This window comes from Algoriphagus formosus (genome assembly GCF_002807035.1).
GTDB lineage: Bacteria > Bacteroidota > Bacteroidia > Cytophagales > Cyclobacteriaceae > Algoriphagus > Algoriphagus formosus.
This window is the reverse complement of the sequence record NZ_NIUC01000002.1, coordinates 1,323,770-1,347,151: the sequence shown is the minus strand read 5'-3', so window position 1 is coordinate 1,347,151 and position 23,382 is coordinate 1,323,770. Positions and strand designations below refer to the sequence as shown.

Sequence of the window (23,382 nt, the reverse complement as noted above, 5' to 3'; positions counted from 1 at the left end):
CATTACTTCGACTTCCTAGGTGCTAAATTCTCTCACCACAGAATCACAGTGTCTGAAAAATCTTAAGCTTATTGTTTATCAAAAAGTCCAGTATTTCCTGCATCCAATAACGCTTTCAAAACCCCAAATACTTGCGGGGAATAAGAAGCAATATTTTGGGTTTCATTGGGGTCTTGGATCAAATCGTAAAGTTCGAATTCCGACGATTCAGATCGGAAATATTGCGTCAACCTATGAGTCGGCGTGCGCAAAGAAATCCCCTGATTAAAGTAACTATATGCCGTATTTCGCCAATTTTCTGATTGAGAATTTTTCATAAGACCGACCAGGCTTTTTCCATCCAAATCAGAATCATCAGCATTTCCGGTCAAGTCCAAAAGTGTGGGATAAATATCCAAGGTACTGACAACTTGCTTAATCCTGGTGGATGGGATTCCTGGTGCCTTGATCATCAGTACAGAATGCAAGGCAGATTCAAAAAGGGTATGCTTACCCCAAACCAGCTGATCGCCTAAGTGCCAGCCATGGTCTCCCCATAGTACAATCACCGTATTTTCATCCAAACCCAATCGCTCCAACTCGTCCAAAACTTTCCCAATCTGAGCATCCACATAGCTCACTGCTGCCAAATAAGCATGTCGGAGTTTGTGGGCATAAGGATCTGAAACAGCCTGATCCAATCCAGCTTTTTCTTCACCAAGGGCATATTGATTGAATTCACCGCTTTGTATAAGACTAGCCCTAGAAGAGCCTTGGGGAATAGCAGGAAATGGTGCAAGCGGTATTTCTTCTGGATCATAAAGATCCCAATATTTCTTAGGCGCAGTAAAGGGAAGGTGGGGTTTGAAAAAGCCCAAACCGAGAAAAAAAGGCTGATCTTTAGCTTTAAGCTCTTGAAGCTTAGCAATGGCGAGTTCGGCAGAAAGTCCGTCCACATAGCCCTCATCAGATACTTCTGCCATTTCATAAGGCTTGACTTGTTTATTTCGATCTGTCCGATTACTTCCATCGGCATAGCCAAAAAAGGCATTGTGACCTGTCTCCCACTTTCCAGGATTAAAAAGCATTTCATCCCAACTCCCGGGCAGCTCGATTAAATCACTCTTTCGCTCGTCATATTCATAGACATAGCCATCGGGATGATGGGATATTTTTCCAATTCCTACGGTGTAATAGCCCTTTTGCCGGAAATCCTGAATAAAGGTTTTTCTTCGCTCAGACTCTGGTTTTCTCGCCAATTGATTCACCGCCGCCATATTGCTCAGGTCCTGACGGGATTGGGGAAGCTTTCCTACCAACAAGCTATAACGCGACGCTCCACAAGTCGGAACGGTGACATAATGATTGGTGAAGAGGGAACTTTGGCTAGCCAAGCGATCCATGTGCGGTGTGATCGCATAGGCTTTTCCATATGCCCCCAACTCCGGTCTCAGATCATCCACCGCAATAAAAAGCACATTGGGACGGTCCCTTTCCTGAGCAATACTTTGAAAAAGCAGCATGAAATAAGAAACCAGTAATAGACTAACAATCTGTAAAAATTTACCTCTATGGTGGAAATCGGTCATTTTTGAGAACTTAAGTTCTAAACAAAATACTGCTATCAATCGAGACGCAAAAGCCCCTTGTCAATTATTCCTATTTAAACTTCACAAAAGAGGCAACTCAGAAAACAAGATGGTTTGCTGGGCATTTTGCTAATTCTATCAAATACTCAGACCTTTGTGAACTATGAGAATAGAGACCCAAGCACAATATGAAGCCCAAACTGCCGCAGAGATTCGCCTGGCTGAATTTCTTGCTGAACAAATCAGAAATTCTGTGACCTATTTTGGTTACCCTGAAATCCCCCAAAACAATGACCTCGCGATTCTAGGCGTAAGCGGCCTCGCAAAATTGCACCTTAACAATGCCGGCGACCCCTCCATTCATGGGAATTCGAAGATGCACACCAAGGAATTTGAAAAAGAAGTACTGGCCTTTGTAGCAGATTTGTACGAGCTAGAAAATCACTGGGGATATATCACTAGCGGTGGTACCGAGGGAAACCTTTATGGGGCCTACATGGGAAGAGATTATTTCAAACTTCAAGACAAAGAACCCTATTTTTTATTCTCAGAATCGAGTCATTATTCCATTCCAAAAAACGCTCACTTACTGGATATAAAGCAACGAAAGATACAAAGCCAGGAGTCGGGCGAGATGAGCTATGAGCACCTCAGAGAGGTAATTGCAGAAATTCATGCTACAAATTCCAATTATGGACTGGTCATCAACCTGAACATCGGTACGACCATGACAGGGGGGATGGATCAATTAAGTGAGGTGCAAAAAGTCCTGAGAGAACTGGGAATAGAGCAAGAAAACGTCTTCCTCCATGCCGATGCAGCATTGATGGGTTTTATTTATCCTTTCTTAGAAAGCAAGGAAGACCTCTTTCAAAATGGCCTGAGCAGCATCGCGATCTCTGGGCACAAGTTTCCGGGAACGATCCATCCATGCGGCATTTTCCTTTCCTCCAAAGAACTGCAGGACAAAACCTTCAAAAAGTCAAGCTGGGTTCCTTACCTGGAGGTGCATGATACCACTATCAGCGGTTCGAGAAATGGATTTCTAGCCATCAACTTCTGGTATATTATTCAAAAAAAGGGAATCGAAGGCTTCAAGAGAGAAGCTGAAACCTGCATAGAGAATGCTAACTATCTATATGAGAAATTGAAGTCTTTCAATTATCCAGATGTAGCCTATAATCCTAATCAGATCATCGTCACCTTCAAAAAACCACAAGACGCCATCGTCAAAAAATATCAATTGGCGACGCAGGAGGACAAGGCCCACGTGGTAGTCATGCAGCACATCAATCGTCATAAAATCGACGAATTTTGTGCCATACTTCAAGAAAGTTTATAAAACAGACGATGATCCTTGGTAATACCAGTTGGCTTTTTTCTTTAACCCGGATTATGCATTAGAATCTGTAGTGAGAGTTCAAACCGCAATAAAATCAAGCATTTAGCGAATGAGGCATAGCACCGCTACGGTGATCGAGCTAAATGCAGCAAAGCGATTGATTTTGAAGCGGTTTGGACTCGTAATAGGAAGTCTAATGCATATTTCGGGTTAACTATCTGGTGAGAAGCAGGAAGCTGGGAGAACGAAGAATCTTTACCACCGTGAATGCCTGCCTGACGGACAGTCAGATTCCCACTCACGGATCTATCACAAAGCAAAGATTTGAATCTTTTTACCTACGAATCTGCCGAAGAGGAAATACCACCGGAGACTCATTGCCATCTTTTCCGACAGCCGCAACTCCGAAGTAGTAGTTATCGATCACGATTCCTTCCAAAGTATGCTCATTCACGCCTGAGACGTAGACAAAATTATCCCATGTAGGGGAAGTAGTCAGTCGGAAGTAAATCTTGTACCCAGCAATATTGGGATCATTGCTTTCTTCCCAAGCCAAGGTCGTGGAAGGGCGAACAGCTCCACCTATTCGCACATCCTTTGGTGCTGGAGGTGCCCAAGCCAAACCAGCAAGAGAAATAGCATTGACGGAGGTAAGCTTCTCTGCATAATCAAAATTTACCCCTTCAATCACATCTCCATAGGCTATCCCATCCTCTACTCGGATATCCTGATGCTGCCGATTGTAATTCTCATGCGCTTCCATGATTCTCACTCCAGCAAAACCCAAATCATTGAACGGTCGGTGGTGTCCACCCCGACCAAAGCGATCCAAACGGTAAATCATCATCGGGTTCATTTCTGGCATATAAGTTTTCACCTGCTTGTGGATATATCGAGCTAATTGACGGGAAATTCCATCCACTTCCCCTCCTGTGAATCTTCGGGCTCTTCGCTCTTGTTCCGACTCGTTGGCTGGGGTTGGTTCAGAAAAAATCCGGAAAGTCCTATTATCAATGACTCCATCGACCCCTTCGATATTCCCAATCATATCATTATTCAATATTCCTATAATCTCCCAATCCTTTTGACGGGAATATTGAGCCAATCCCTGACCTCCAAACAGGCCTTGTTCTTCGCCAGAAAGCCCGACAAAAACTATACTGTGCTTAAATTTATATTTCGAAAGAACTCGTGCAGCCTCGATAGTCCCGGCCATACCGGAAGCATTATCATTGGCTCCTGGCGCATCAATTTCAAAATTCATAGTATCAGAAGCTCGAGAATCAATATCTCCCGACATAATCACATGTGAATTCGGGTAATCCGTTCCTCTTAAAATCGCTACCACATTCACCACATAGGCGTCTTTTGGTACCCGTCGATTTCCTTCTTTTGTGACAAAATCCTTTTGATAGAATACTTCCAAGCAACCTCCACATTCCGCAGAAATCTTGTCAAACTCCGCTTTAATCCATCTTCGTGCTGCTCCGATTCCCCGTGTGTCCGACAGCGTATCGGAGAAGGTATTTCTCGTACCAAAGCCCGCTAAGGTTCGGATATCTTTTTCGATCCGCTCAGAAGAGGTATTTTCAATAATCTCATAGATCCGGGTATCGATCTGCGGAGGCGCATCTTGCGCATGGCTAATGCCGATCAAACCAACAAACAAAATAGGTGTAAGGAATCTGAATGGTAACATGAATTGGTGATTTTAGATTGGGAATATGAGAAAAAGTACTCTTGCGAGAAAATGAAATCTATATAAGCGGATAAAAAGTATTTCCTAGGCTCCATAAAAAGTAAATCCGCTTTTCATCAATCAAGAAAATTATGGCCAAAAATGAAGCGACAGGTCCAGAATCCAGATGCTTCAAACTTCCCACTTCATGCTCCCAACCAGATAAATAGAAAAATTCAGCGATGGGCATTATTGAGGATAATCTTACTTTAATTTTCATCCATTTGCCTTTTCAGGAAATGCATTTACAGTCTAAACCATCCCGTGAAATTTCTCGACTTCTGAAAAAAAATTAACCTTGAGTGTAATAATCTCCAAAAACCACCACTAACCTAATAAAAGACCACTTGAGCAGAGCCTTCTACAAATAGTCTATTTTGCCTTACGCTGGGATCATCATTAAAATCTGTCGAGCCTACACAGACACCGAAGAGGATTTTGAGGATTACTACCAGGAAGTCTGCCTGCAAATCTGGAAAAGTAAGGATCGCTTTCAAGATCAGTCTGAATGGTCTACCTGGGTTTATCGGCTGACTTTGAATGTTTGCTTAACTCTCATGCGGAAAAGCAAAAAAAGTATGAAAGCAATGAGCTCAGCCCGGGGGATCAAAAGGAGGAGAATGCAGCGTCAATCTCAGATGAATCCCTAAATCAGCTTTACACTGCCATCCGGGAACTCTCAGAAATTGATCGCGCTGTGATCCTGCTGTATTTGGAAGAAAAGTCCTATCAGGAAATCGCCCAAATCATGGGAACAAACCCGAATAATATCGAGAAGGGAGCGGAGATTCCATCAAATCTGAATGGGCAGCCAAAGGATATTTGGAGGCCTTTGAGCTGGCTTTCCAATGGATAAACAACCCTGAAAAGTAAGGCTTTTTTGCCAACGCGTAGAATTATTAAATCTCTCACCCCTATTTAAAAAAACAAGGCAAATGGAGGTTTCATTTAGGAAAATCAGACAGCTTACTGGTTCAAAATTTCAGGTTTTAAAGCCATAACATCTAGTTCTCGACTTGTACCGACAGAATCATAGAGGAAGACATGTTAGGGTACACTTTCCACCTATTTTGTGCGCCATATTTGTAATAGTGCGTTTGAAAAAGTGCAGGCATGGATACATTCAATGCAAAGGTATTGCCGACCTTACTAGCTCCTATCCACTCTATGCTAGCGACAACAGTACCCCTCAAGACCTGATTTTCTTCTTCTAAATCCAAGATCACCCATCCGCTTTTTTGGTTTACAATCTTTCTGATGATGGGTTTGGCTTGCTGGATTTGGGTAAGCTTTCCAGATTCCAACTGATAAAAATTTACCCGAATCAACAGCGTGTCGAAATTATTGTAGGCCAGATGAAATTTAAGTTTGGAAAGATAATTAGGCTTATCACTCAGTCTGAATTTCCGACCGATTTCAGCCCCGAGATTCATATTGGGTTGATCACTGATAGCCAGATTGGTTTTTATGGCCGTTTTTTCGTCTGAATTCCCGTGTTCAATAGTCTCCAGAGCTCCGGATTTCACGATCACCTCATCGAGTGAAAAGGTGTTTTCCTTAAGCTGAAAATGTAGAGGCACACCCAAGTCCACCTCAGTCAGGCCTTTTTCCATTGGTTCAAATCCCATGGAAGAAATACGCAATATCGAATTTGAGGGAGGGATTTCCTGGAGGAAAAGGATGAATTCTCCTTCCACATTGGACACCGTACCGATAGAAGTATCCACAAAACCAACACTCGCAAAAGAAATAGGCTCGTCCAGTTCGTTAGTTACCTTACCGACTAGCACGATTTCCCCATGGACGAAAAGTGAAAGTAGGCAAATGGAATAGGTTAGAAAGAAACACTTCATAATGAGTTGATTTTTTGGATGAATGAAGGATGATTTTGGCAAACGCAGACTTTATACCCTGTAGAGGTAGTCAGGGGGCTTTAGGGTTGAATTTTCAACTTTTTCTTCCAATCTCTGGAGACTTTTGCCAAAAGAAATGACCCAATGAGGGTAGGTGCAAGCCAAATGATCCAACCCAGATTGAAATGCAGATTGGTGACCAAAAAAGCGGTCAAGGTAGCAATATAGGCCCCTCCTATTCTTCCGATATGCTGAATAAGCCAGGACTTCTTATTGGGTTTGAAAGTAGGATTCTTGATCACCAGCCGCAAATCACCTATCGCAAAACCTATCAAAAAAACACCGAATACTCCCATTACAGAAACAAATAAGGACTGGGATTCCAGCATCCGGAAGATTGGTTGAAGGATCATACCAGCAGCTATGACCAAGGCAAAAAGTATGGGTACTAGGTCTTTCCAACTGTTGCGGTAGTCTTCTTTCAACCGAAAATAAAAGATTGATCGCTGTCCCGTATAGGTCAGGTACAAGGTAAAGACCCCGACGGTAAAGAGAAAGGGATTAGTTTTCAGAAGGGTCATGGCTATGGCGGAGAAACCCACCGAATACATCAAAAGCACGTATGCTTTGCCAGTTTTCAGGTGATTTTTTTGTCCCTTTCGAGAAGCAATAGCCAAAGCTCCGAATAGAAGGGCAAAAAAGCCCGTGACGACATGAAGGATAAGAATGGATTGGTAAAGCATAAGTCCCGTTGTTTTTTGATAAACTTATGACGGGTTCCGATCACGAAAAAATAACAGGGGCAGAGGGCAGGAATTTGGGACAAATAGCAATCCTTGGGCTAAATGACCAAGCATTTGGTGCCAAATGACAAGGTCTAATCAAGCAATTCTTTGATTTTTCCCACCCGATTTCGGGAAACTGGAATTTCATTTGAAATAGATTTAAGCTTGAGTTGCAGGCCTTGTGCATTTCCCTTAAAACTTTCTAAAAAATCCAGATTCACCAGAAAAGCACGGTGACATCTTACCAAATGCGGATAGTCCGCCACATCAGTTTCGAGTCTCCCTAAAGTACTTCTGACCATGGATTTTTGGAGCTCTCCATTATGAAGATGATGTATGGCTATGTAATTGTCTGCTGTTTCTGCATAAATCAAATCCTCGGCAAAGATTTCAAGATCGTCTTTCTTAAGCTCGGAGTGGATTTGGATTTTGGTGTGCAGATTCGAATTTCCCGATTTTATGGATTTGGAAAGACTTCCAGAAAGATCATTGGCGGTTTTGCTGTTTTTGCTCAATAATCGGTTGTACTTGAACATCATAAAAAAAAGGATCGGAAAAATACCTACTCCCAGAGTATAAAACTGAAACCATAAAAACCCCTTTAAGTTGAGTCCGATAGCAAATTGATAGTTGGAATAAAGTGTATTAACTCCCCCAATAAGAAAAAAGTAAAGCAAGGTGATGAGGAGTTCGCGACCAAAAACCCAATTTTTCTCCAGGAAATAATTCGGAAAAAGAGACCGGATACCCAATGTGGTCAAAACCATGGTGAAAAAGGTTATCAATCCATACATCGAGGTTACTTTCAAAAGAGCTACCCAGGTATCCGAGACTAATCCAAAGGGCTGAAAAAAAGATAAAAACAAAAACACAAAAACGGACACAATGGCAGCCAGCCAGGTCATCTTCCTGAATGAATTGATAGGATAGGGTTGTTTAAACAGCTGGACTAACCACATAGCGACTTGGTCAATATAGCTAAAATACAGCTCTAGTGGAATGGCCAGGAAAGAAAGACGGGATCAAATCCAAGTTTAAGCCATTTGGGAAAAGATAAACCGGGAGGGATGGATTGTAGGCTTAAGTAACCATCCCGTGAAATTTCTCGACTTCCGAAAAAAAATCAACCTTGAGTGTAATAATCTCCAAAAACCACCACTAACCTAATAAAAGACCACTTGAGCAGAGACTTCTACAAATCGTCCATTTTGCCTTACGCTGGGATCATCATCAAAATCTGTCGAGCCTACACAGACACCGAAGAGGATTTTGAGGATTACTACCAGGAAGTCTGCCTGCAAATCTGGAAAAGTAAGGATCGCTTTCAAGATCAGTCTGAATGGTCCACTTGGGTTTATCGGCTGACTTTGAATGTATGCTTAACTCTCATGCGGAAAAGCAAAAAGCAGAAAAAGTATGAAAGCAGTGAGCTCAGCCCGGGGGATCAAAAGGAGGAGAATGCACCGTCAATCTCAGATGAATCGCTAAATCAGCTTTACGCTGCCATCCGGGAACTCTCAGAAATTGATCGCGCTGTGATCCTCCTCTATTTGGAAGAAAAGTCTTATCAGGAAATCGCCCAAATCATGGGAACAAACCCCAATAATATCGGGGTAAGAATCAAACGAATTAAAGAACGACTAAAAAAGAAATTAGATGGAAAAGTCAATTGAACAAATCTGGAAAGATGGCTTCCTAAAGCAGGAGGCCTTGATAGCACCAAAGGTCAACGACCTCTACAACCGAAAATCTATCCACTTGGTGGAGAAGTTTCAGCGCATGTTTAAAATCAACATTTGGGGTATAATCATCGGTGCAAGCTTGATTCTAATCGCATCCTTCGGAGCAGGGGCAGGGCTAGCTGGCTTGATTATATTTATCACACTATTGGCTGTGGCTTATTCCGCCAAGTTAGATTCGGATGGATTGAAGCAGCTGGACAAGGGACAAAGTAGCTTTGAATATTTGAGTTCATTCAGAGAATGGATACAGCAGTCCATCGAGAAATACGGTAGCCTTTACCGCATCGTCTATCCAGTTTTTATTTTGACTTTCTATTTTGGTCTTTGGTTTTCAGATCTACTGGAACCCATCCGTGAGAAAGTAGCAGAAAACTCAAGCAATTTGATTTTTGGAATGCATGTGCCCACCACGCTGCTCGTTATCGGAGGCGCTATAGCTATGGGCTTTTTTGCAAAGCGAATACACCGGGAGGATGTCGAGCTGATGTATGGAAAAATTATGGGAAAACTCGATGAAGCCCTGCAAGAAATGGAGGAACTGAGAACAACGAAATAATTGAACCGATAAAGGAGCAATAAAATTCTTTTAGAAAAGCTCACATTTAGAATGTGGGCTTTTTTGCATTAAAAAATTCTATGATCCCAAGACCAAAACCCTAGCTTCTCCACAAATACGGAAACAGAATATAACCCGCTGCCGCTACGATGGCATTGATCGCTGCCAAGGCTATCAACTTATCCACCGAAACAGACCAATCCAGCCCGTCCAAGGCATTTTTGGAAATGCGGATAGCCATCAGTAAAATCGGGATAATGACGGGAAAACTCAAAATAGCCATCAAAGTCGCATTATTGCCCGCCTTGGAGGCAATTCCTGAGACCATGGTCAAGCTCGCCGAAAAACCCATGGCGCCCAGTACCAAATTCAGCAGAAAGAGTCCATGATCCTGAACTGGGTTGCCCAAGATCACCGAAAAAACCCCATAGCCTAAAAGCGCCAAAATCAGCGTCAAACCGGTATTATAGATAATTTTCGAAAGAATGACGGCCTCCGGTGAAGCGATCATGTAGTAGTAAAGTTGTCGCCCCTGATGCTCTTGCACAAAGCTTTTGGCAACAGCATTCACCGCCGAAAAAAGCATGATGATCCAGTAGAGTGCATTCCAGGTAGGAATGGAAAGGTTTCCCATTTTGGCTCCCACAGAAAGGTAGGTGATAAAAACTGCCGATACCACGTAAAGTAAAATCCCGTTGAGCGCGTACTTTTGACGCCACTCTAAGGTGATTTCTTTGCGAATGAGAACGGAGATTTCTTTCCACATGGCTCAAAGATAGGGGCTAAGGCCGAAACTCCTTACACTCCAGGAAAGGAGATCCCTTTTACACGTCGGTACAGATTGAGCGCATACTTGTCCGTCATCCCAGAGATGTAATCGATAAGTGCTCTAAGTAATGGATAAGGATTCACCTCTTCTCCCCAACCTTTCAGCGGGAAGTCCTCTGGGAGCAATCTTAAAATACTCTTATCCTGACCGGAGAATCGGGTTGGTGCGTAAAATTTGTGGTACAAGGCCTGTCCAAAAACCTCCAAAAGTCCTTCGAGTACCTGAAAGCCTGCCGCTTCTTTTTCCAAAACTAATTTGGAGCGATAGATCTTCTGAACGGACAAATCTGTAATGGCTTGAAGCGCTTTGGCTGCAGGAATCACATCGGTCAGGGCCTTGTCAAAATTCCCTTTGCACATGCTTTCCTCATATTGGGCAAAAGCCTCTACCGTCTGCTGAATCAAAGCACCAATTGCCAAAGCACGCAAAGCGCCTAGATTTTGAGATTGGGTGCGGTTCTCCAGTTTTTTGGCATCAAATTTTTCCCCTAAAATGGGCTGAAGAAGCTTAACAGTCTCCTCAAAACTCACCAAGCCCATGGTGCAGCCATCTTCCAAGTCAATAATGGAGTAGCAAATATCATCCGCTGCCTCTACCAAAAAAGCCAAAGGATGGCGAAGCCAACATTCATCGCTGGACTTTTCTATTCCCAGAAAATCAGTCATCTGCTCAAAGTCTGCCAACTGATTGATGAAAAAGCCAAATTTCTTCTGACTTCTTCGAGCAATGTCCCGATGAGCAATCTGACTTGGCCGTGGATACTTCGTAAAAGCAGCCAAAGTCGCATAGGTCAGTTTCAAACCGTATTGCTTGGATACCAGCATACGGAAGCCTTGTGCATTTCCTTCAAACTGACAAAGGTCTATCCATTGCTCGGGACGGAGATGTTTCTGCCAGGATAATCCGGCGGGATGAAATTTGAAAAAATCCGAGATGGCTTCTTCACCAGCATGACCAAAAGGAGGATTTCCGATATCATGTGTTAGTGCCGCGGCCGCTACGACACCGCCGATTTCGGAAGCCGAAATTCCTGATTGAGAAAGAGAAGGATATTTCTCCAAAAGAAACTCTCCAGCGGCTTTTCCCAATGATCGGCCGACAGATGAGACTTCCAGGCTGTGCGTCAGTCGGGTATGAACAAATGCTTGCTCTGGCAAGGGAAAGACCTGTGTTTTGTCCTGCAGGTTGCGGAATGGCGCCGAAAAAATAATTCGGTCATAATCCACCTCAAATTCACTTCTTGCAGCTTGTGTGGGGATAAACCCCGGTTTTTCTCCAAATCTGCCCCGGCTCAGGAGGCGTTCCCATTTCATCATGCCCAAAATTAAGAAGCCTTGGAAAGAATCCACGGGTTTTCTGGGATAATCGTGAGTGATTGCAACAAAAAACCGCCTCGAAAAATATCTAGACGGTTTCAAGAATAATTATGTAGATTTTTTGATTTAGGAAATCAATTTTGGAGGTATGGCTTATAGTATCTAGGTCTTCAAAGAAACTACTGTTCAAGGACTAACTATTTTGCCTAGTTTTCCAATTTAATTCCAATAAGACGATCGAAGTGTTTTTCATTATTAGTAACCAAAACCAATCCGTTCGCAATAGCAGAAGAGCCTATTAACAAATCAAAATCATCAATCGGCTGACCAGCTCTTTTAAGCCGAGCCTTTTCATTGGCAAATGTGTCTAAAGCATCGAATATTGGAAGAATTTGTATTCCTGTCAGAAAATTGGAAAGAGTTTTACTATTTCGTTCTGGAGAAGAACTATTTGCAACACCATATTTAAGTTCTGCAAGCGTTATTTCAGAGATAAAAAGAGAACCAGGCGGTAACGATTCAAATTTCTCATCCAATCCAAATCGACCCTTCATGTAATAAATACATATGTTGGTATCTATCAAAAATTTCAAAACTGTTCAATCTGCCGGTTGGTATTTCTGCTTGTACGAATTGTTTCAATCAAATCTTCTGCTGATTCATCAGATTCCCATGCACCAAATGCCGTTTTCATTTTGGACTTTGAAGAGCTACGGGTTTTCACAGATTCTGAAAGTAAATCAATAAGACTTAACTTCATTTGTAAGTTGAGCCTGTCAAGCAAACTAAATATGTTATTCAGTATTTTTTTATCAACTGCGTCCATTAAATAAATGTACGGAAATAATTGGGTAGAAGATTTGGGACTCTATTTAAAAAATTCTAATTACTCGCTAAATAAATTAGATAGAGAAAATATGCTTTGAATAAAAAAACTGACAAATGGGCTCTTGCGTCCTATTTGTCAGTTTCCGATGACGAATCAGGGATAGATTAATCCTTGCTGGCAAAATCAGGGTAGGCACGCATTCCGTGTTCATTGATATCAAGGCCTTCAACTTCCTCTCGTTGATCTACTCGAATTCCCACTGTTCGCTTCAGCGTGTACAAAATCAACCCTGAAAACAGCACGCAGAATAATCCGACTGCTCCAACACCAGTAAGTTGAGAAAGGAATTGATCCCAGCCTGCCAGATCGCCAAATATTCCAACTGCTAGGGTTCCCCAAATACCTCCAACCAAGTGAACGGAAATCGCCCCAACGGGGTCATCCACCTTCACTTTATCAAAGAAAACAACAGCAAGTACAATCAAGCCACCTGCTATAAAACCAATGATGGATGATTCACCTACACCCATTTGATCAGCACCGGCAGTGATTCCCACCAGGCCACCCAAAATCCCATTGAGAACCATGGTGATATCGTATGACTTGAACAAAAGGTAGGAAATCAACAAAGCCCCAAAAGCTCCGGAAGCTGCTGCAATAGAAGTCGTCACAAATACTTTAGAAACAGCACCTGGGTCTGCACTCAGCACCGAACCGCCATTGAAACCAAACCAGCCAAACCAAAGCAAAAACACCCCAAAGGTGGCTAATGGTAAATTATGGCCCGGCATGGCGCTCATGCCTTTTTCTGTATATTTTCCAACCCTTGGACCAAGCAATGAAGCTCCAATCAAAGCTCCCCAACCTCCCACAGAATGGACAATGGTGGATCCGGCTAAGTCATAAAAAGGAGTGTCCAAAGTATTTAAAAAACCTCCACCCCATTTCCACATTCCTACAATAGGATAGCAGATTGCTACATACAAAATGGAAAAGAAGATAAAAGGTCCTAATTTGATTCGCTCAGCTACAGCTCCGGATACAATCGTCGCTGCTGTAGCAGCAAACATAGCTTGGAAAATGAAGTCGGTGTAATAGGTGTAGCCGATATTATAGTTTGAAGAGTCCCAGCCTTCTGGCAGACTGAGGCCAAAGCCTGCAAAGCCAAAGACTGAGCCTTCAAAACCGGCTCCGGGATACATCAGATTAAAACCCACCAAGGCATAAGTAAGTAGGCCGATGGCAGGAATGATGGTGTTTTTAAAGAGGATGTTGACAGTATTCTTTGCTCGGGTCAGTCCGGCTTCCAAGCTGGCGAAACCCAAGTGCATGATGAAAACCAGAATCGTGGCCATCATCATCCATAGATTGTTGACGGTAAATAATTCTTGCATAGGTTTGAGAAGATTCAGATAGGTTTGAGATGCTTAAAGGGCGCTTTCGCCTGTGTCATTATTTCGGATTCGATAGGCCTCCAATACATCGAAGACAAAGATTTTTCCATCCCCGATTTCCCCGGTTTTTCCTTCCCGGAGAATACATTGAATGACCCCATCCTTGAGTTCATCCGGTACGATGAGTTCTAGCTTTGTTCTCGGAATGTAAGCAGGTTCGTAAGCCACACCGCGATACATTTCTTGGCGTGCGTGCTCAAAGCCCATCCCTTTGATTTCGTAAAAAGAAAGGAATTTGACTCCTAAGCCCGAGAGACAATTATGAATCTCTTCGAAGCGGGAAGTCCGGATGATCGCTTCTATTTTTTTCATTTTCACAATAGGTTTTGAGGTTCTTTAGGAATTTGGCATGAAAGTAATTCAAAAATTAAATAAAAATCAAAAATCGGTTTATTTTTTATCCCCTATTCAAAAATTTTTTATTTAAAAAGCCAATTCTGGTTTCAATTTTATCCTTTCAATAAAAATTAATCAGTATTTCTAAAGACATAAGGTTAAAAATAAAGCTCGATCACAACAAATCAATTCCTTCTTACCTTGTGCTCCCCGGCAATTCGCTTAATTTTGCAGCGTTTTTTATCAGTGAAAAAAGGATATGACTCAGAAACCAACTTTAGTAGTACTAGCAGCAGGAATGGGCAGCCGATATGGTGGCAATAAGCAGATTGACGGCTTTGGTCCCAGTGGAGAAACTATTTTAGAATATTCCATTTTTGATGCGATTCGGGCAGGCTTTGGAAAAGTAGTTTTCATCGTTCGAGAGGAAATCTTGGAGGTGGCCAAAGAAAAATTCCTTCCAAAATTGGAGGGCAAAATAGAAGTGGATTGGGTGATTCAATCCTTGGATAGCTTTGTGCCTGCAGAATTGAAGCAAGCAGACCGAGTAAAACCCTTCGGTACCGCCCACGCCGTTCTTTGTGCCAAAGATGCCGTGAAGGAGCCTTTTGCGGTGATCAATGCGGATGATTTTTACGGAAAAGAAGCATTTGAGGTCTTAGGCAAATTCCTCTCCACGGAGGTTCGTCCGGATCTACATGCCATGGTTGGCTATGCCATACAAAATGTGCTTTCCGAAAACGGAACCGTCAGCCGTGGAGTCTGCAAAACCAATGAAAAGGGGCAACTGATCGGAATGACTGAGCGAACCTCCATCGCAAGAGAAGGAGGGCAAATTCTCAGTCGGGGAGAGGGCGAAGTGATCGAAATTGCAGAAAACACGCCTGTCTCTATGAATTTTTGGGGTTTTCATCCGGATGTGTTTGGGGATATCGAGCAAATGTGGAAGGAATTTCTCCCCGCCAATCTCGAAAACCTCAAATCGGAATTTTATATCCCAACGGTAGCCAATAACCTGATTCAATCTGGAAAAGCGGCGTTCGAGATTCTTCCCGGTGGCAAAACCTGGTTTGGTGTGACCTACACCGAAGACAAGCCGGTGGTCATCGAGGCATTGAAAAAGCTACACGAAACCGGGGAATACCCTGGAGATTTGTGGAAATAATGAAAAGAGGCTGAAGCCTCTTTTTTTATTCCCTTTCCACCTTCCCCATTTCCACCCCAAAGAAAAAGACCTCGGAATCCAATTGCGTGAGGATGGCATGCGATCGCTCGGGTCGGGCATCGGTCAGAAAGATTTGCCCAAAGGTGTGGCGTGAGATCAGCTGCATCAATTGGGCGATACGGGTATCATCCAGCTTGTCAAAAATATCATCCAACAATAATAAAGGCTTCTCCCCCCGGTCTTTTTCGAAAATCTGAAATTGGGCCAGTTTCAAAGCGATAATGAAGGACTTCTGCTGTCCCTGACTGCCAATCTTCCGGATGGGGTGATCTCCAATCAGGAAATTGTAGTCATCTTTATGGACGCCAGCATTGGAGTTTTTAGTGATCTGATCCTTCTTGCGAAGACTCATAAAATAATCTCCAAAATCCTCCCGAAGTGCCTCGGTCTGATACTGAATGGTTACTTTCTCCTGACCCTGAGAGATTTCTTCATAATGCGCCTGAAGCATGGGCGCCACTTCCTCCATGAGTTGGGACCTTCTTTGCGCCAGCTCCTGGCTCAAACGGATCATTTCCTCGTCATAGCTTCCCAATAAGGTCATATCTCTTCTTCCCGTCTCGGCAAATTGCTTCAAAAGAGCATTTCGCTGCTTCAGAAAATGATGATAGCGAATGAGTTTATTCAGGTACTGCCGATCGAGTTGGGAAAGTAATCCATCAAAAAACTTCCGACGACCTTCACTCCCTCCTTTGATCAATTCGGTATCATCAGGGGCAATCAACACCAAGGGAATTAGCCCTACATGCTCAGAGGTTTTGTCAAGCGTTTTCCCATTTTGCCAGATTTGCTTCTTTTTTCCGAGTTCAAAGGTGCATCTGACCTCCAGTGGCTTTTCTTGAATTTCAAATTGCCCTTTGATCGCAAAAAAGCCCTGATCATGCCGAACATTCAGCGAATCGCTCGATTGGACCGCACTTTTGGTAAGGGAGAGGTAATGAATCCCATCCAAAACATTGGTCTTGCCGCTTCCGTTGAGGCCAGTAAAGCAATTAATCTGAGGGGAAAAGTCCAGCCGGGTTTTCTCATGGTTTTTGAATTGTAAGAGTTCCAGGGACTTTAGGTACATGGGTCTAGGGAATTATTTTGGCGACAGCCTTAATTTTAGGAGAGGTTGGTTATATTTGGGGCCTAAATTAGCATATTTTAATAGTACGATATGGCAAAGAGAACGACAGCAAGTAAGTCAAAAGTGAAATATTCCAAGGAAACCTATGCCTACTGGTATGAAAGCATGCTTTTGATGCGAAGGTTTGAGGAAAAAGCAGGTCAGCTCTATGGTCAGCAGAAAATCCGTGGATTCTGTCACCTATACATCGGTCAGGAAGCCTGTGCATCAGGTGCTATCACTGCCTTGACTAAGGATGACAAATGGATCACCGCCTATCGCTGTCATGCCCATCCACTAGGACTCGGTACCGATCCGGGTGCAGTGATGGCTGAGCTTTTTGGAAAAATCACCGGAACCACTAAAGGAAAAGGTGGGTCCATGCACATCTTTGACAAGGAGCGAAACTTCATGGGAGGCCATGGGATTGTAGGCGCACAAGTTCCGATGGGCTTGGGAATTGGCTTTGCTGAAAAATATAAAGGCACTCAAAACGTCTGTATTTGTAAAATGGGTGATGGTGCAGTAAGACAGGGGGCTTTTCACGAAGCGCTCAACCTTGCCATGATCTATAAGAGCCCAGTCATTTTTGTCATTGAAAACAATGGCTATGCGATGGGTACTTCAGTAGCCCGTACTTCCAATGTCACTGAGCTTTATCAACTTGGTGAGGCCTATGACATCCCTTCTTTCCCAGTCGATGGGATGAATGTAGAAGCCATTCACGAAGCAGTGGCTGAAGCAGCTGAGCGAGCTAGAAAAGGTGATGGTCCTACGCTTTTGGAATTCAGAACTTATCGATTCAAAGGTCACTCCATGTCTGATCCTCAGAAGTATCGCACCAAAGAGGAAGTGGAAGAATATAAAATGAAAGACCCGATCGAGCAGGTTTTAAAGACGATTCAGGACAACAAAATCATGACCGAGGATGAAATATCCGAAATCAATGCTCGGGTTAAAAAGAAAGTAACTGACGCCGTCAAGTTTGCAGAGGAGTCTCCATGGCCTGAAGGGGAAGTAGCCTTCCAGGATGTCTATGTGCAGGAAGACTATCCTTTTGTAATGGAATAATCGAATCATCAAGTCATTGAAAGCCGTGATTATTAATAAAATCATGGCTTTTTTATTTGGCTTTGTCTAAATCATAAAAACCGTATATTTGCGACTCGAAAATTGAGTAACATGGCAAAAACTAAATCCGGAAAAGCAGCACAACAGGATCCAAACGACTTGCTGGAGAATCCAGAAGTATTGGCAGAGCGACTTGGTCGTGGTGAAGCTTTTCTGAAGCAGAATAGCAAAGTATTGGGTGGCGTTTTGATCGCTGCCATCATTTTGATCGGAGGAATTTTATTTTTCCAGATCAACAATGAAAATAAAAATAAGGAAGCACAGGCAGAGATGTTTCAGGCTGTCTATTTCTACGAGCAAGACAGTATTGATTTTGCACTGAATGGTGATGGAATCAATGCAGGTTTCCTAGAAATCGTCGATGAGTATCCACGTACGGATGCCGCTAATTTGGCTAACTTCTACATCGGTTCGATTTACCTTTCTGAGAAAAACTTTGGAGAAGCAATCGAATATTTAGAGAAGTTTTCTTCTGATGACTACTTGGTACAGGCCAAAGCTTATTCCCTTCTAGGTGATGCTCATTTGGAAAGTGACAATTTGGATCAGGCTATTTCAAACTATGAAAAAGCGGCTTCCTACAAGGAAAACGATTATTTCACGCCGAAATACCTCTACAAACTTGCTATCGCATACGAAGAGGCGGGACGTATCGAAGATGCGATCGCTTCCTATGATGAAATCGAAACTAAGTACTACGAGTCTTATGAGTATTCTTTTGCTCGAAAACACAAAGCACGCTTAGAAGGCCTTGCCGCTAAGTAATGCTTTAGTACATAGCATTTTAGAAGAGTAAGGTCCTGCGGGTCTTACTCTTTTTTGTTTTTACCCAAATGAAATCGACACGATTAAAATCATCATTAAACAAACAGGGAAATGATTATTTTAATCGTCAAAGATTCCATGTGGCCTTTGAAAATCAAATTATAAACACATGAACAATTCTTTATGGCTACTTCCAACAAAAGCCTGAGCGAATACAGCTCAAAAAATATTGCAGACATCAGTGCTAAAAAATTCGCTATCGTCGTCTCAGAATGGAATGAGGATGTGACCGAATCCCTCTACTCCGGAGCCTATCAGACCCTGCTACAACATGGCGCAAAGAAGGAAAACATCATCCGAAAAAACGTCCCTGGCTCTTTTGAGCTCACACTTGGCGCCCAATGGTGTGCTCAGGACGAATCCATCGATGCGGTCATCTGTTTGGGCTGTGTGATTCAGGGCGAGACCCGTCACTTTGACTTTATCTGCGATGCAGTAGCTCATGGCATCACGGAAGTTGGGCTCAAGTTTAACAAGCCGGTGATTTTTGGAGTTTTAACCCCAAACAATCAGCAGCAGGCTATGGATCGTGCAGGCGGAAAACACGGAAACAAAGGTGATGAAGCAGCCATCACTGCCGTGAAAATGCTGGGATTTTAAATTAGAATTTAGAAGCTAGATCCAAGAAGCAATAGAAAAAAACCAAACCTATTTTCCGAAATACTATGAAGGTAATGAAATTCGGGGGGACCTCTGTGGGTAAACCCGAGCGCATGCATCAGGTCAAAGACCTCGTCACAGCATCTGATGAACCAACGATTGTCGTCCTATCTGCTCTTTCCGGCACCACCAATGCATTGGTGGGGATCGGAGAAGCCTTGGCGGATGCCAATCGAGTACTGGCCAAAGAGCGAATTGATGAACTTCATGCTCACTATCTGGACTTCTATCCTCAACTTTTAAAAACAGAAAAGGCTAGGTCCAAAGCAGAAGAAATCATCAAGGAGCATTTTGAGTTTTTGAATATCATTTTGAAAATATCCTTCAATGAGGCAATCAACCGGGATATTTTAGCTCAGGGTGAATTACTTTCTACCAAATTGTTTTACACGCTTCTGGAGGAAATGGAAATCCCATCGGTCTTCTTGGTCGCCTTGGACTTTATGAGCATCGATGAAAACTCAGAACCAGAATTGACTCGAATCTCTGAGAAATTGAAGGCTATTTTGGCTCAGCATCCCGAGCAAAAGCTATTCGTGACTCAAGGCTACATCTGTAAGAATCACCGAAATGAGGTAGACAACCTAAAACGAGGTGGCTCTGATTACACAGCCTCTTTGATTGCTGCTGCCATCAATGCATCAGCCTGTGAAATCTGGACAGACATCGATGGAATGCACAATAATGATCCAAGAATCGTCGACAGAACCCGTCCAATCGCAGAATTGTCCTTTGATGAAGCTGCCGAGTTGGCCTATTTCGGAGCGAAGATTCTTCACCCGGCTTCCATTTGGCCAGCCCAGCAGTACAATGTCCCTGTACGACTACTGAACACCATGGACCCTAGTGCCCACGGCACCCTCATCAAGGCGAATGTAGAGACCAAAGGTGTAAAGGCCATTGCCGCCAAAGACGGAATCACGGCGATCAAAATCAAATCCAGCCGAATGCTTTTGGCTTATGGTTTCCTGAGAAGGGTTTTTGAGATTTTCGAAAAATACAAGACTCCGATCGATATGATCACTACCTCTGAGGTTGCTGTATCCGTGACTATTGATGATGTTTCACATTTGAATCAAATCATCCAAGAACTTGAAATCCTTGGCTCTGTAGAAGTAGATCAAAATCAATCCATCATTTGCATCGTGGGAAATATGGTGTCCGAAACAAGAGGAGCGGTCAAATCCGTGATGGATAGCTTGGTGGATTTCCCTATTCGAATGGTTTCCTATGGCGGAAGCAGACACAACGTCTCGCTTTTGATAGACAGCAAGTTCAAAAAAGATGCGTTGCAACATTTGAATGATGGGGTTTTTAATTGGGGTTGATTGAACATCTTCATTTTAAACAACTTTTCTAAAACCGGAACTTTGCGTCCGGTTTTTTTATTTTGGGTATATTAGAATCATGAAGACAATTACTCTTTCCATACCTGACTCTATCGATCTTGATAGCAAGGATGCGCTTAATGCGATAGCGGCACATTTATATAGTGCTGGAAAACTTTCTTTGGGGCAAAGCGCCGACTTGGCAGGTCTATCAAAAAGAGAATTCATGGAAATATTGAATAAATTCAATGTATCAGTTTTCAACTACTCCCATGACGAATTAGATTCTGATTTTGAAGCCATCAAAAACTATAATAGCTGATACAAGTTGCTTAATCCTGCTTGAAAAAATTGAGCACTTAGAGCTTTTGCAAGTCCTTTCAAAAGAAATTTTCATCACCTCAATAATCCGGCAAGAGTTTAAAAATCCGATTCCGCCTTGGATTAAAGTGGAAGACCCTCAAAAAATCCTTCCCAAAATTACTCAAAGCCTACTTGATCCGGGGGAGATAAGTGCTATTGCCTTAGCCTTAGAAAAGAAGAACGCACTACTAATCCTTGATGATGACAAGGCAAGAAAATATGCAAAACAGTTAACTTTAAAATACACCGGTACTCTCGGGCTGATCCTCGAAGCCAAAAGAAAAGGAAAAATCACCTCTGTAATTCCAATTTTGGAGGCTATCAGAAAGACTAATTTTCGAGTCTCAAAAAAAATGGAAGCTCGCTTTTTATACCTTGCAGGAGAATAAATCAAATTCAATCAAAAACCTTTATTACTTGACCTCAGAAAAAAGTAATCCCGGATTCCTCAAACGACTCCAAACCAAATGGAAGCTGGACAGCCTCTTTCAGGTGGTCATGGTGTTAGTCGTTTTTGCTTGTACTGGATTTACCATTTTATTTATTAAAAACCCCATTCTTGACTTCTTCGGTGTAGAGAAGGGAGGCTTTGTTAATACCGTTTTATACCTTCTTTTGGTATTGCCACTTTATCAGATTTTCCTTTTGGTTTATGGGTTTATCTTCGGGCAGTTTCAGTTTTTTTGGGAAAAAGAAAAGCAGATTTTCAGAAGAATTGGCAATGCTTTTTCCAAGAAAAAATCCTAATTCCAAGAACCAATTCCTTACAAAAACCCTTGTAATAGAAACCGAATTTTTAACCCAAAAATCCATTAAACCATGATTAGAAAAGCAACTGCCGTATGGCAAGGAAGTGGAAAAGAAGGAAAAGGACATCTTTCTACTCCAAGTACTGTCTTAGATAAAACTCAATATTCATTCAGTAGCCGATTTGAAGATGGCGTAGGAACCAATCCTGAAGAGCTAGTGGCCGCTGCGCATGCAGGTTGCTTCGCTATGAAGCTTAGCTTCAACTTAAGCGGTGAAAACTTCCCTCCTCAGGAGCTAAATGTCACCAGCCATATCACTTTCGAAGATGGAACTCTGAAAAAATCACACTTGGTCCTTCAGGCAAAAGTTGAAGGAATCACCGAGGAAAAGTTTGCTGAATTAGTGAAAGATGCCGAAGAAAACTGCCCGATTTCCAAAGCACTTGACATGGAAATTTCGGTAGAATATACTCTCAATTGAGAGTTAGAAAATTTAACATTGAAAAAAGATCCTTCGGGATCTTTTTTTGTACAAACTTAATTGAAAGAAAGCGCGTTAACACAATGCTACACGCACTAAACCAACTCGATTACCACCGAATGAATACAGTATCTGACCGGCAACTTGCCCATGATTCAAACCGCATGGTCTTTGCCAAAAATGCCATCTTCACGGTCTTGGCATTGATTGTCATTTTCAGCCTGGAAGGAAAGCTTTCCGCTGAAAACCTACGTGAACTCTCAATCTGCTTTACTTTCACTCCGATCGCTACCGGCTTAGCTGGGATTATCTTTAAAAATACAGCTGGACTTCGACAGTCCGCAGGCTGGATGAAATATGTGGGATATGGCATCGGCTTTCTTGCCTACGCTGGCCTTATATTTCTATCCTTTGCTATTGTCTTTTAGTCTACCTCAAAAACCAGCTTCATCGTAATGGAAGCGGTTTTATTTTTTGAGCTGGTATTGAAGGCTCCTCCCCAAGAGTAGTCCTCGCCGGAGTTTTGACCGGTAATCTGGAAAACCCCCATATTGGCAGAGATTAGATTACCCAAACCTGCTCCGGAATTTTCTGCTATTCGCTCCGCACGTACACGGGCATCTTCTGTTGCCTTGGCAATCATTTCCAGTTTGAGAGATTCTAAGTCTGTGTAGTAGTAGCGCGGCTGTTGGGAATAAAAAGCAATTCCCTGATTGAGCAGCTCGGTAATTTCCCGACTGATTTTTTCCACTTTTTCCACCTCCTTAGACTCGATGACCAAAGACTGATTGAGCTGATACCCGGTAAAGGTCTGACCCATGTAGCGTCCATCACTGGAGTAATTCTGCTCGTATTGCGGATTGGTGGTTACCGCATTGAATACCAATTGCTCTTCGGGAATTCCCTTTGAGATCAAATATTGCGTTACCGCCTCTCTGTCTTTTTCCAAATTCGCGTATGCGGACTGTATATTGGAATTGCTTCGGCTGAAATTTCCTTCCCAGACAATCAGATCAGAGGTGAAGTTTTTCTCTCCCAGTCCTGTCACATTTACTGTTCCCTGAGGACGGTTTCGGTTAATGACTGCATAGCCAAATATGATCGAAGATAGTACAATAGCTACTGCAAAAAGCAAGGCGTTTGATTTCATAAATACTGGAATTT

General features: G+C 42.7%; 27 protein-coding genes and 1 pseudogene. 15 read left to right on the top strand and 13 right to left on the bottom strand.

What is annotated here, in order from left to right; translation table 11 throughout:
* Nucleotides 1-68: 68 nt before the first annotated feature.
* Nucleotides 69-1,568 (bottom strand): sulfatase, encoded by a 1,500-nt coding sequence (locus tag CDH51_RS12155; RefSeq protein ID WP_232724808.1) that lies wholly within the window; start codon nucleotides 1,566-1,568, stop codon nucleotides 69-71.
* A 163-nt stretch (nucleotides 1,569-1,731) separates the two neighbouring features.
* Here CDH51_RS12155 and CDH51_RS12150 point away from each other — a divergent pair, with 163 nt between their 5' ends.
* A complete protein-coding gene (locus CDH51_RS12150; protein ID WP_100628807.1) occupies nucleotides 1,732-2,910 on the top strand; it encodes a histidine decarboxylase in 1,179 nt (392 codons plus the stop codon).
* Nucleotides 2,911-3,244: 334 nt separating this feature from the next.
* Here CDH51_RS12150 and CDH51_RS12145 read toward each other — a convergent pair whose 3' ends face one another.
* Complete coding sequence (locus CDH51_RS12145) at nucleotides 3,245-4,609, bottom strand: M28 family peptidase (RefSeq protein ID WP_100628806.1); 1,365 nt, start codon at nucleotides 4,607-4,609, stop codon at nucleotides 3,245-3,247.
* Nucleotides 4,610-5,025: 416 nt separating this feature from the next.
* Between CDH51_RS12145 and CDH51_RS20315 the strand changes: the two are divergent.
* Both CDH51_RS20315 and CDH51_RS12135 read left to right on the top strand, forming a co-directional pair.
* Nucleotides 5,026-5,160, top strand: a pseudogene (locus CDH51_RS20315) (sigma factor); the annotation flags it as partial.
* 5 nt (nucleotides 5,161-5,165) lie between these two features.
* The gene (locus tag CDH51_RS12135) at nucleotides 5,166-5,504 is read left to right on the top strand and encodes an RNA polymerase sigma factor (RefSeq protein ID WP_232724833.1); all 339 of its coding nucleotides are present in this window, start codon (nucleotides 5,166-5,168) and stop codon (nucleotides 5,502-5,504) included.
* A 148-nt stretch (nucleotides 5,505-5,652) separates the two neighbouring features.
* Here CDH51_RS12135 and CDH51_RS12130 read toward each other — a convergent pair whose 3' ends face one another.
* From CDH51_RS12130 to CDH51_RS12120, 3 genes are all read right to left on the bottom strand, one after another.
* Entirely contained in the window at nucleotides 5,653-6,501 is an 849-nt protein-coding gene (locus CDH51_RS12130) for a carboxypeptidase-like regulatory domain-containing protein (protein WP_100628804.1), read from the bottom strand.
* Between the two features lie 80 nt (nucleotides 6,502-6,581).
* Complete coding sequence (locus tag CDH51_RS12125) at nucleotides 6,582-7,244, bottom strand: DUF2306 domain-containing protein (RefSeq protein ID WP_100628803.1); 663 nt, start codon at nucleotides 7,242-7,244, stop codon at nucleotides 6,582-6,584.
* Between the two features lie 134 nt (nucleotides 7,245-7,378).
* Nucleotides 7,379-8,191: a LytR/AlgR family response regulator transcription factor gene (locus tag CDH51_RS12120; RefSeq protein WP_157807101.1), complete on the bottom strand. Its 813-nt coding sequence runs from the start codon at nucleotides 8,189-8,191 to the stop codon at nucleotides 7,379-7,381.
* A 273-nt stretch (nucleotides 8,192-8,464) separates the two neighbouring features.
* Between CDH51_RS12120 and CDH51_RS12115 the strand changes: the two genes are divergently transcribed.
* Both CDH51_RS12115 and CDH51_RS12110 read left to right on the top strand, forming a co-directional pair.
* The gene (locus CDH51_RS12115; protein ID WP_100628801.1) at nucleotides 8,465-8,959 is read left to right on the top strand and encodes an RNA polymerase sigma factor; all 495 of its coding nucleotides are present in this window, start codon (nucleotides 8,465-8,467) and stop codon (nucleotides 8,957-8,959) included.
* Complete coding sequence (locus CDH51_RS12110; protein WP_100628800.1) at nucleotides 8,943-9,584, top strand: hypothetical protein; 642 nt, start codon at nucleotides 8,943-8,945, stop codon at nucleotides 9,582-9,584. Before CDH51_RS12115 ends, CDH51_RS12110 begins: the two co-directional genes overlap by 17 nt.
* Before the next feature lie 100 nt (nucleotides 9,585-9,684).
* Here the strand turns inward: CDH51_RS12110 and CDH51_RS12105 are convergent, their stop codons facing one another.
* The 6 genes from CDH51_RS12105 to CDH51_RS12085 all read right to left on the bottom strand — a co-directional run bounded on the left by CDH51_RS12105 (nucleotide 9,685) and on the right by CDH51_RS12085 (nucleotide 14,324).
* Entirely contained in the window at nucleotides 9,685-10,350 is a 666-nt protein-coding gene (locus CDH51_RS12105) for a heme exporter protein CcmB (RefSeq protein ID WP_026948114.1), read from the bottom strand.
* Nucleotides 10,351-10,382: 32 nt separating this feature from the next.
* Nucleotides 10,383-11,726 carry a dGTP triphosphohydrolase gene (gene dgt, locus CDH51_RS12100; protein ID WP_100629431.1) on the bottom strand — a complete coding sequence of 448 codons (1,344 nt, stop codon included), beginning with the start codon at nucleotides 11,724-11,726 and terminating at the stop codon, nucleotides 10,383-10,385.
* 209 nt (nucleotides 11,727-11,935) lie between these two features.
* Nucleotides 11,936-12,313 (bottom strand): type II toxin-antitoxin system VapC family toxin, encoded by a 378-nt coding sequence (locus CDH51_RS12095; protein ID WP_262494518.1) that lies wholly within the window; start codon nucleotides 12,311-12,313, stop codon nucleotides 11,936-11,938.
* A gap of 5 nt (nucleotides 12,314-12,318) precedes the next feature.
* Complete coding sequence (locus tag CDH51_RS20070) at nucleotides 12,319-12,489, bottom strand: hypothetical protein (protein WP_157807100.1); 171 nt, start codon at nucleotides 12,487-12,489, stop codon at nucleotides 12,319-12,321.
* Between the two features lie 233 nt (nucleotides 12,490-12,722).
* Complete coding sequence (locus CDH51_RS12090) at nucleotides 12,723-13,952, bottom strand: ammonium transporter (protein WP_100628798.1); 1,230 nt, start codon at nucleotides 13,950-13,952, stop codon at nucleotides 12,723-12,725.
* 33 nt (nucleotides 13,953-13,985) lie between these two features.
* Nucleotides 13,986-14,324 carry a P-II family nitrogen regulator gene (locus CDH51_RS12085; RefSeq protein WP_024284113.1) on the bottom strand — a complete coding sequence of 113 codons (339 nt, stop codon included), beginning with the start codon at nucleotides 14,322-14,324 and terminating at the stop codon, nucleotides 13,986-13,988.
* Nucleotides 14,325-14,607: 283 nt separating this feature from the next.
* Between CDH51_RS12085 and CDH51_RS12080 the strand changes: the two genes are divergently transcribed.
* Nucleotides 14,608-15,513: a nucleotidyltransferase family protein gene (locus tag CDH51_RS12080; RefSeq protein WP_100628797.1), complete on the top strand. Its 906-nt coding sequence runs from the start codon at nucleotides 14,608-14,610 to the stop codon at nucleotides 15,511-15,513.
* Nucleotides 15,514-15,538: 25 nt separating this feature from the next.
* Here CDH51_RS12080 and recF read toward each other — a convergent pair whose 3' ends face one another.
* The gene (gene recF / locus CDH51_RS12075) at nucleotides 15,539-16,642 is read right to left on the bottom strand and encodes a DNA replication/repair protein RecF (RefSeq protein WP_100628796.1); all 1,104 of its coding nucleotides are present in this window, start codon (nucleotides 16,640-16,642) and stop codon (nucleotides 15,539-15,541) included.
* A gap of 90 nt (nucleotides 16,643-16,732) precedes the next feature.
* Between recF and pdhA the strand changes: the two genes are divergently transcribed.
* The 9 genes from pdhA to CDH51_RS12030 all read left to right on the top strand — a co-directional run bounded on the left by pdhA (nucleotide 16,733) and on the right by CDH51_RS12030 (nucleotide 22,646).
* Nucleotides 16,733-17,752 (top strand): pyruvate dehydrogenase (acetyl-transferring) E1 component subunit alpha, encoded by a 1,020-nt coding sequence (gene pdhA / locus CDH51_RS12070; protein ID WP_024284118.1) that lies wholly within the window; start codon nucleotides 16,733-16,735, stop codon nucleotides 17,750-17,752.
* A 111-nt stretch (nucleotides 17,753-17,863) separates the two neighbouring features.
* Nucleotides 17,864-18,577 carry a tetratricopeptide repeat protein gene (locus CDH51_RS12065; RefSeq protein WP_100628795.1) on the top strand — a complete coding sequence of 238 codons (714 nt, stop codon included), beginning with the start codon at nucleotides 17,864-17,866 and terminating at the stop codon, nucleotides 18,575-18,577.
* Between the two features lie 183 nt (nucleotides 18,578-18,760).
* Entirely contained in the window at nucleotides 18,761-19,237 is a 477-nt protein-coding gene (ribH, locus tag CDH51_RS12060; protein WP_024284120.1) for a 6,7-dimethyl-8-ribityllumazine synthase, read from the top strand.
* 65 nt (nucleotides 19,238-19,302) lie between these two features.
* Nucleotides 19,303-20,625, top strand: a complete 1,323-nt coding sequence (locus CDH51_RS12055; protein ID WP_100628794.1) for an aspartate kinase — start codon at nucleotides 19,303-19,305, stop codon at nucleotides 20,623-20,625.
* A 79-nt stretch (nucleotides 20,626-20,704) separates the two neighbouring features.
* Nucleotides 20,705-20,947: a UPF0175 family protein gene (locus tag CDH51_RS12050; RefSeq protein ID WP_100628793.1), complete on the top strand. Its 243-nt coding sequence runs from the start codon at nucleotides 20,705-20,707 to the stop codon at nucleotides 20,945-20,947.
* Between the two features lie 127 nt (nucleotides 20,948-21,074).
* Entirely contained in the window at nucleotides 21,075-21,377 is a 303-nt protein-coding gene (locus tag CDH51_RS12045; RefSeq protein WP_198514301.1) for a DUF3368 domain-containing protein, read from the top strand.
* A gap of 28 nt (nucleotides 21,378-21,405) precedes the next feature.
* Complete coding sequence (locus tag CDH51_RS12040) at nucleotides 21,406-21,735, top strand: DUF6787 family protein (RefSeq protein WP_100629430.1); 330 nt, start codon at nucleotides 21,406-21,408, stop codon at nucleotides 21,733-21,735.
* 72 nt (nucleotides 21,736-21,807) lie between these two features.
* Nucleotides 21,808-22,218, top strand: a complete 411-nt coding sequence (locus CDH51_RS12035; protein ID WP_100628791.1) for an OsmC family protein — start codon at nucleotides 21,808-21,810, stop codon at nucleotides 22,216-22,218.
* 83 nt (nucleotides 22,219-22,301) lie between these two features.
* The gene (locus tag CDH51_RS12030; protein WP_100628790.1) at nucleotides 22,302-22,646 is read left to right on the top strand and encodes a hypothetical protein; all 345 of its coding nucleotides are present in this window, start codon (nucleotides 22,302-22,304) and stop codon (nucleotides 22,644-22,646) included.
* Here CDH51_RS12030 and CDH51_RS12025 read toward each other — a convergent pair.
* Complete coding sequence (locus tag CDH51_RS12025) at nucleotides 22,643-23,368, bottom strand: SIMPL domain-containing protein (RefSeq protein ID WP_026946070.1); 726 nt, start codon at nucleotides 23,366-23,368, stop codon at nucleotides 22,643-22,645. The genes CDH51_RS12030 and CDH51_RS12025 overlap by 4 nt on opposite strands.
* Between the last annotated feature and the right edge of the window lie 14 nt (nucleotides 23,369-23,382).